This is a genomic window from Micromonospora sp. NPDC049799 (assembly GCF_040656655.1).
Taxonomy (GTDB): Bacteria; Actinomycetota; Actinomycetes; order Mycobacteriales; family Micromonosporaceae; genus Micromonospora.
This window is the reverse complement of record NZ_JBFAMU010000236.1, coordinates 1-7,786: the sequence shown is the minus strand read 5'-3', so window position 1 is coordinate 7,786 and position 7,786 is coordinate 1. Positions and strand designations below refer to the sequence as shown.

The window sequence follows — 7,786 nt, the reverse complement described above, 5'->3', positions numbered from 1 at the left end:
TCCGGCAGCGCGATGGCGGCCCCGGTCTCGTCGTACACGATCGGGAACGGTTCGCCCCATCCGTCGTGCCCGTCGCCGCTTCGGGCGGCCCCGACCAGCCGGCCAGCGGCGCGAGCGTCGTGGTGCGGCCGGACACCTCCAGGCGTACGCCGCCGGCGAGCCCAGCCTGCTGGAAAAGCGACCCGGAGATGTGCCGTGCCTGACACGGGCCGCAGTCGTAGGTCAGCGCGGCGGGCACCCGGTCGCTGACCGCGCGGCTCACCTCGCCCTTGGCCATGGGCCCCGTGACCACCTGCGCGAACGCCCGCGCCGCCGCCTCGAACGCGGCCAGCCCCAGTGCGGCCCCGGTGCCGATCTGGCCGCTGATGCGACGCGCGGCGTCGGCGTCATCGAACGGCCACAGGGCGGCGGCGAGTGCCGGCAGCCCGGCGCGACGGTGCAGGTGCGGGGCGCCGCGCATGGACCAGACCAGCTCCAGCCGGTCGTCGTCGGCGGTGATCCCCCGGGCGGCGAGCGCCAGCCGGGCCGAGCCGTACGGCGTGTCCTGCACGCCCAGTGCCAGCACCGAAAGGTCACCGGGCCGGCGCACGGGCGGTCGGTGCAACTCCTGCACGGCAGCCCGGTAGGCGAGCACGCGCGTGCGGCCCAGCTCCGGCGCGTTCCCGGCCATCGTCACCCCCACCGTCGACGTCCCTCACGGACGCTACCGCCCCGCACCGACACCTCCGCGGGCGCGACTCACCCGATCCGGGCGAGGTTGACCCGGCGCCGGACGGGGACCCGTGCTCGGACGTCGACACGCGGTGTGACGACGACCGGTGGGTGGGACGGGACCGACGGGAGGAGGGGACCCGATGGTGGACGCGACCATGCGGTTCTTCGAGGACCTGGACCGGCGGGGCTTCGAGCCTCTGCTGGCGAAGTCCGCGGGGACGCTGCGCTTCGACCTGCACGAAAGGGCGCGGACAGTGCACTGGCTGCTGAAGGTCGACCGTGGGCGGCTCCAGGTGAGCCAGGAGGACCGGGAGGCGGACACGGTGGTCGTGACCAGCCCCGCCCTGTTCGAGGACCTCGCCGCCGGCCGGGAGCACGGACTTGCGGCCATCCTGCGCGGCGACATGACGATCTCCGGCGACGCGCAGTTGCTGATACAGGTGGAGCGGCTGTTCCCCGGTCACCCGGAGGCCCGAGGCCCCCGCCGGCGATTCGGCGACAGGGAGGTCGGCTGATGGCCGGGAAGAGCAACGTCCGGATCCTGGACGGCAGCACGTTCGTGGTCTCCGAGGAGACCGGGGACATCGAGGCGACGCCGATCGAACCGAGCGGGCTCTTCTCGCTCGACACGCGCTTCCTCTCGACCTGGGTGCTCACGGTCAACGGGGAGCGCCTCACTCCGCTCTCGTACGACGACCTGCAGTACTACGAGGCGCGCTTCTTCCTGGTACCGGGGATGGCGACCCACTACGTCGACGCCAAGGTGTCGATCATCCGGGAACGGGCGGTGGGGGGAAGCTTCCGCGAGCAGCTGACCATCCTGAACCACGACGAGAAGCCCGTCGACCTGGAGATCCGGATGGAGGCGGCCGCGGACTTCGCCGACCTGTTCGAGGTCAAGGACGAGATCCTCAACAAGAAGGGCGAGAGCTACACCGAGGTCGAGCCGGACCGGCTTCGTCTGGGCTACCGCCGGGGCAACTTCAAGCGGGAGACCGTCATCTCCTCCCAGGAGCCGGCCCGGTACGACAAGCGCGGTTTCGCGTACACCGTCCACCTCGAGCCGAACGAACGGTGGGACGCCCAGATCGACGTGCAGACCTTCGCCCTGGGCCCGGGCGGCCGGGACCTGCGGATGGGGTTGCGCGCGCACGGCACCGAACGACTCGCCCTCCAGCAGGACCTGGAGGAGTGGCTCGCCGCAGCGCCCAAGGTCAACACCGAGCACGAGGAGTTGGCCAGGACCTACCGCCGCAGCCTCGTCGACCTGGCGGCGCTGCGTTTCTCGCCGCTCTCGCTCGGCGGCGCGACCCTGCCGGCGGCCGGACTGCCCTGGTTCATGACCATGTTCGGTCGGGACAGCATCTTCACCTGCCTCCAGACGCTGCCGTTCACCCCGGAGTTGTCGAAGACGACGCTGCGGATCCTGGCCGCGTTGCAGGGCACCCGGTTCGACGACTTCCGGGACGAGGACCCGGGCCGGATCCTGCACGAGATGCGCTACGGCGAGTCGGCCGCCTTCGAGGAGCAGCCGCACTCGCCGTACTACGGGTCGGTGGACGCCACGCCGCTGTTCCTGGTGCTGCTCGACGAGTACGAGCAGTGGACCGGGGACATCGCCCTGGCCAAGGAGCTGGAGCCGGAGTGCCGCCGAGCCCTCAAGTGGATCGACGACTACGCCGACCTGGTGGGCGGCACCGGCTACATCTGGTACGAGCGGCGCAACAGCGACACCGGCCTGGAGAACCAGTGCTGGAAGGACTCCTGGGACTCCATCTCGTACCGGGACGGCACGCTGCCGCCGTTTCCCCGGGCCACCTGCGAGGTGCAGGGGTACGCGTACGACGCGAAGGTCCGTGCGGCCCGGCTGGCTCGGGAGTGCTGGGGCGACCCGGCCCTGGCCGACCAGTTGGAGCGGGAGGCGGCGGAGCTCAAGGAGCGGTTCAACCGGGACTGGTGGGTCGACGACGGTGGGTACTACGCCCTCGCGCTGGACCCGGACGGCCGGCAGTGCGACGTGCTCAGCTCCAACGTCGGGCACCTGCTCTGGAGCGGCATCGTCGACCACGATCGCGCCGAGAAGATCGCGCAGCACCTGGTGGGGCCGCGGCTCTTCTCCGGTTGGGGCGTGCGGACGCTGGCCGAGGGGGAGGTGCGCTACAACCCGGTCGGCTACCACAACGGCACGATCTGGCCGTTCGAGAACTCGTTCATCGCCTGGGGCCTGCGCCGGTACGGCTTCGGTGAGGAGGCGGCCACCATCGCCAACGGCATCCTGGACGCCGCCACGTTCTTCAACGGGCGGCTGCCGGAGGCGTTCGGCGGCTACCAGCGGGAGCTGACCAAGTTCCCGGTGGAGTACCCGACGGCGTGCAGTCCGCAGGCCTGGTCCACCGGCACCCCGCTGCTGCTGCTGCGGACGATGCTCGGCCTGGAGCCGCACGAGGGACACCTCGCGGTGGCACCCTGCCTGCCCGTCGGCATGGGACGCATCGAGGTCCTGGACATCCCGGGCCGGTGGGGCCGGGTGGACGCGTTCGCCCGCGGCCGGCTCAACCTGCACCACGCCGACTGAGCCCGACGACCGCCGGCCGCCCCGTGTGCGGCGGCCGGCGGTCGGTGACGCCGAGGCAGGGCTCGCCCTACGGTGGCGTAACTTACGCGTTGTAAAGTTGGCGGATGCCGGAACTCGTGTACCCGCCCGTTGTCGCCGCCGCCAAGACGATGTTCCGGGTCCTCGACCTGAAGATCACCGTGGAGGGCGCCCACCACGTCCCGCGTACCGGCGGGGCCGTCATGGCCAGCAACCACGTCAGCTACCTGGACTTCATCTTCTGCGGGCTGGGCGCGCAGGAGTCGAAGCGGCTGGTGCGCTTCATGGCGAAGCAGTCGGTGTTCACGCACAAGGTGTCCGGCCCGCTGATGCGGGGCATGCGACACATCCCGGTGGACCGGCGGGCCGGCGCGGGGTCGTTCGCCTCCGCGGTCAGTGCGCTGCGGAGCGGCGAGGTGGTCGGTGTCTTCCCGGAGGCGACGATCAGCCGGTCGTTCCAGGTCAAGGAGTTGAAGAGCGGCGCTACCCGGATGGCGAGCCAGGCCGGTGTGCCGGTGCTGCCGGTGGCGCTCTGGGGTGGGCAGCGGCTGTGGACGAAGGGCCGCCCCCGTACCCTCACCCGCCGGCACGTGCCGATCACCATCATCATCGGTGAGCCGATGGACCCGACGGCGTACGAGGACCCGAACGTGATGACCGCGGACCTGAAGACCCGGCTGACCGCCCTGGTCGACCGGGCCCAGCGGGAGTACCCGGACTCGCCGACCGGCCCGGACGACGCCTGGTGGCAGCCGTGCCACCTCGGCGGCACCGCGCCCACGCTGGAGGAGGCCGCCGAGTTGGAGGTCCGCCGCCGTGCCGCCGCCAAGGACCCCTGGGCCTGACCCGACCGGTGACCGGATCGTTCCGCATCCCGACACGATGATGCCTGGTCCGGCGGTCGCCGTCCGGCCAGGATTTCGGTCATGAGCAGAGCAGCACTCGTCGTGATCGACGTCCAGGAGTCCTTCCGGCAGCGCCCGATCTGGGCCCACGCCTCGCATCCGGACATCGTCGGGCAGGTGAACCGGCTGGTGGCGTACGCCCGAGGGCGTGGTGACCTGGTCGTCTGGGTCCTGCACGCCGAGCCGGGCACCGGAGGCGTCTTCGACCCGGCTGGTGGGCACGTGCGCCTCATCGACGGACTCGCCCCGGCCGACGGGGAACCGACGCTGGTGAAGACGTCGCACAACGCCTTCACCACCACCAACCTCCAGCAGGTGCTCACCCTGGCCGGCATCCGCGAGGTGACGGTCTGCGGCATCCGGACCGAGCAGTGCGTCGAGACCACCACCCGGGTCGGCTGCGACCTCGGCTACGAGATGACGTTCGTGACCGACGCGACGGTGAGCTTCCCGACGCCGCACCGGAGCCTGCCGGAGACCGCCACGCTGGCCGAGATGCTCGCCGACCCCCGCACCCTGTCGGCGGAGGACATGATCGCCCGCACCGAGTACGCCCTCGCCGGCCGCTTCGCCAGCGTCCGCACGGTCGCCGAGGTGACCGGCGCGGTACCGGCCGGAGTCTGACGACCGTGGCCCGGGTCGTCTTCCTGCTGGTCCCGCAGTTGCACCTGCTGGACCTCGCCGGCCCGGCCCAGGTCTTCTCCACCGCCGCCGACCTCGGGTACGACTACCGGCTGCACTACGTCGCCGACCGTGCGGTGGTGCCGACCGTGCAGGGCGTGCCGGTGGTGGCCGACCTCCGGTGGCCCGAGCTGAGCCCCGACGACCTCCTCGTCGTACCCGGATGGCGACCTCGGGCGCACGGGCCGCAGGGGCCGGTCGGCCCCGAGGACCTGCGGCGGCTGGCCGCCCACCACGCGGCCGGCGGAACCGTCGCGAGCGTGTGCGCCGGGGCGTACGCCCTCGGCGGGGCCGGACTGCTCGACGGCCGGCGCTGCACGACGCACCACGACGTGCAGGACGACCTGGCCCGCCGGCACCCGGCGGCGCGGGTGGTCCGGGACGTGCTGTACGTGGTCGACGACCGGGTGGTCACCTCGGCGGGCATCGCCAGTGGCATCGACGTGGCGCTGCACCTGGTGGCGACCCGGCACGGCCCGGGGACGGCCGCGCGGATCGCCCGCACTTTGGTGGTGTACGCCCGCCGCAACGGCCACGAGCAGCAGACCAGCGCGATGATGCGGCACCGCTCGCACCTGTCCGACGTGGTGCACCGGGTGCAGGACCTCATCGACGGCCGGTACGCCGAGCCGCTGCCGCTGGCCGAGCTGGCCGCTGCCGGCGGAGTGGCCGAGCGGACGCTGACGCGCCTGTTCCGCCAGGCCACCGGCCTGACGCCGCTCGGCTACCAGCAGCTGTTGCGGGTGGAGAGGGCCGAGCACCTGATCGGGCACGGGACGACGGTCGAGTCCGCCGCCCGCACCGTCGGGTTCACCGATGCCCGGATGCTGCGCCGGCTTCGGGCCCGGGCCACGCCCGCTCGATCCGGTCCCGCCGGTAGTAGTCGTCCCGCGAGCGGAACTCCACCGGTAGCGACCCCGGCAGGGTGACCCGGCCGGCACCCTCGGGGAGCGCCGGCCGGGCACGAAGCGCCAGCACGTCCCGCTCCGGCGGGGAGAGGTCCACCAGCTCAGGGTGGGTGAGCCGGAAGGTGGCCACCGCCCGGCGTACCTGGCGGGCCAGCTCGGTGACCGCGTCCGCCGGGCCGGTCAGGGCGAGCGCCGGCTGCCGGATGGTACGCAGCGCGTCGCAGACGACCAGCAGCCGCGCGGTGCCGTCGGGTGTGGGCGTCGACAGCTCCAACCGGGACGGCCACTGCCAGCGGACCTGGCCGCTGACCAGCCCGGGAAGCCGGACGGCGCGGCGGTGCCGGGGATCGGAGGCCGCGCCGACCACGGACAGCTGCGAGCCGGTGCCGGCGTACGCGATCCGCCGGTCGGTGACGCTCACCACCACCGGCTCGGGCAGGCTCCAGCAACGCCACCCCTCGGTGGGGTCGAGCAGGTGACCCTCCGCGTACAGCCGGTACCGACCGATCGTCCGCTCGCCCGACGCCAGGGCCAGCTCGTGGCGCCGGTCGAGGATGGGGCCGACGTCGTCGTCCGGCGCGTCGAAGCGGTGCGGTGCGATGAAGAAGGGGGACGCGTCATCGTGCATCGTCACGACCTCCGGTGTGGACACCTCTGCGGAGGCCGGCGGAACCACGTCCCGCGCCGGGACTCAGCCCCGGGCTCCCCTCAGCCCCTTACCCGTCGAGCCTCGCCCACCCCGGCCTGGCTGTCATGACGCCCGTTAGGGGGTCGGCCGGTCGTACCACGCCTGCGACCGGTAGGTGCCGATCTCCTCCGGCCGGACTAGGCCGTCCTCGATCGCCCGGGCGAGCAGCGCCGCCTTCGTGGCAGCCGGTCGACCCGCCCGGGTGTACTTGATCCGCGCCCGGTCGACGTACTGCTTGACGGTGTGCTCGCTGATCCGCATCCGTCGGGCCACCGACGCCTTCGACATGGACTGGAACCACAGCAGCAGCGCCTCCCGCTCCTTGTCGGACAGGGTGGGCCGGTCCGGCCGGGGATCACCGACGATGGCACCGGCCAGGGCCGGCGGCACGTACGGGCGGTCGCTGGCGGCGGCCAGCACGGTCGCCACGCAGTGCTCGCGTCCCTCGTGCTTGGCGAGGAAGGCCACCGCGCCGGCGTCCAGCGCGGCGAGCATCGTCGCCGGGTCGGTGTGTTCGGAGTAGACCACCACCCGGCGCCCCGCGGCGCTCAGCTCGGCGAGCTTGTCCAGCACCATCAGCCCGTGCAGGCGCAGGTCGAGCAGGACCACGTCGGCGTGCGGAGCGGCCCGCAGCACCTCGTCCGGGTCGTCGCCGGTGGCCAGCACGGTCAGCTGCGGCTCGGTGGCCAGCCAGGCGCGGACGCCCTCGACGACCACCGGGTGGTCGTCCACGATCGCCACGCCGATCGACCGTCCCCCGGTCACCGCCGCCACCGCGTCTGCGTCCATCGGATCTCCCCGTCCCGCTCCTGGAGGTGCTCCACCCGTGGGTCCCCGTCGGTGCCCGGCGGCCCGGCGGTCGGGTCGTCGTCGGAGTCCGGGACCACGAGGCTGACCACCACCTCGTCCGCGTCGGCGACGACGGTCAGCCGGGCCCGGTCCCGGGCGTCGGCCAGCGTCGCGGTGAGCGGTTCGGCCAGCGCGCGGCGTACCTCCACCGGCAGGGGCGGAGGCGTGCCGATCGTCACCAGGTCGATCGGGACGCCCTTGCGCTCGGCCAGGTCGGCGGCCGCCCGCAGCTCGTGCAGCAGCGGGTCCGGTACGTCGTCGGACTCGGCGATCAGGCGGCGCAGCCGGGCGGCGGCCAGCACGCAGCGCCGCCGGACCGCCGGGTCGGTCGGGTCGGCCCGTCCGTCGGCCAGTTCCGCCAGCACCTCCTCGGCGGTGCCGCTCGATGATGCGCGGGTAGCCCTCCAGCGGATGGGCCGGGTTGGCCAGCCAGTAGCTGTCGTTGGAG

General features: G+C 72.9%; 8 protein-coding genes and 1 pseudogene. 5 read left to right on the top strand and 4 right to left on the bottom strand.

Features of this window, described 5'->3' with window-relative positions; all coding sequences use genetic code 11:
* Positions 1–670: crosslink repair DNA glycosylase YcaQ family protein (locus tag AB0I76_RS18115; protein WP_357036431.1), on the bottom strand; the 670-nt coding region annotated here is incomplete at its 3' end.
* Positions 671–854: 184 nt separating this feature from the next.
* Here AB0I76_RS18115 and AB0I76_RS18110 point away from each other — a divergent pair.
* From AB0I76_RS18110 to AB0I76_RS18090, 5 genes are all read left to right on the top strand, one after another.
* Positions 855–1,229 carry an SCP2 sterol-binding domain-containing protein gene (locus AB0I76_RS18110; RefSeq protein WP_357036428.1) on the top strand — a complete coding sequence of 125 codons (375 nt, stop codon included), beginning with the start codon at positions 855–857 and terminating at the stop codon, positions 1,227–1,229.
* Positions 1,229–3,289 carry a glycogen debranching N-terminal domain-containing protein gene (locus AB0I76_RS18105; RefSeq protein WP_357036425.1) on the top strand — a complete coding sequence of 687 codons (2,061 nt, stop codon included), beginning with the start codon at positions 1,229–1,231 and terminating at the stop codon, positions 3,287–3,289. Before AB0I76_RS18110 ends, AB0I76_RS18105 begins: the two co-directional genes overlap by 1 nt.
* 104 nt (positions 3,290–3,393) lie before the next feature.
* On the top strand, positions 3,394–4,152 hold the full coding sequence (locus AB0I76_RS18100; RefSeq protein ID WP_357036422.1) for a lysophospholipid acyltransferase family protein: 759 nt from the start codon (positions 3,394–3,396) through the stop codon (positions 4,150–4,152).
* An 81-nt stretch (positions 4,153–4,233) separates the two neighbouring features.
* The gene (locus AB0I76_RS18095; RefSeq protein WP_357036419.1) at positions 4,234–4,836 is read left to right on the top strand and encodes an isochorismatase family protein; all 603 of its coding nucleotides are present in this window, start codon (positions 4,234–4,236) and stop codon (positions 4,834–4,836) included.
* Between the two features lie 5 nt (positions 4,837–4,841).
* A complete protein-coding gene (locus tag AB0I76_RS18090) occupies positions 4,842–5,822 on the top strand; it encodes a DJ-1/PfpI family protein (RefSeq protein ID WP_357036416.1) in 981 nt (326 codons plus the stop codon).
* Here AB0I76_RS18090 and AB0I76_RS18085 read toward each other — a convergent pair.
* From AB0I76_RS18085 to AB0I76_RS18075, 3 genes and pseudogenes are all read right to left on the bottom strand, one after another.
* A complete protein-coding gene (locus tag AB0I76_RS18085; RefSeq protein WP_357036413.1) occupies positions 5,704–6,429 on the bottom strand; it encodes a hypothetical protein in 726 nt (241 codons plus the stop codon). The two genes, AB0I76_RS18090 and AB0I76_RS18085, sit on opposite strands and share 119 nt — an antisense overlap.
* Before the next feature lie 135 nt (positions 6,430–6,564).
* Positions 6,565–7,278, bottom strand: coding sequence for a response regulator transcription factor (locus tag AB0I76_RS18080; protein WP_357036410.1), 714 nt, complete (start codon positions 7,276–7,278; stop codon positions 6,565–6,567).
* A pseudogene (locus tag AB0I76_RS18075) lies at positions 7,251–7,706 on the bottom strand (hypothetical protein); the annotation flags it as partial. The pseudogene AB0I76_RS18075 and the gene AB0I76_RS18080, both read right to left, overlap by 28 nt.
* Between the last annotated feature and the right edge of the window lie 80 nt (positions 7,707–7,786).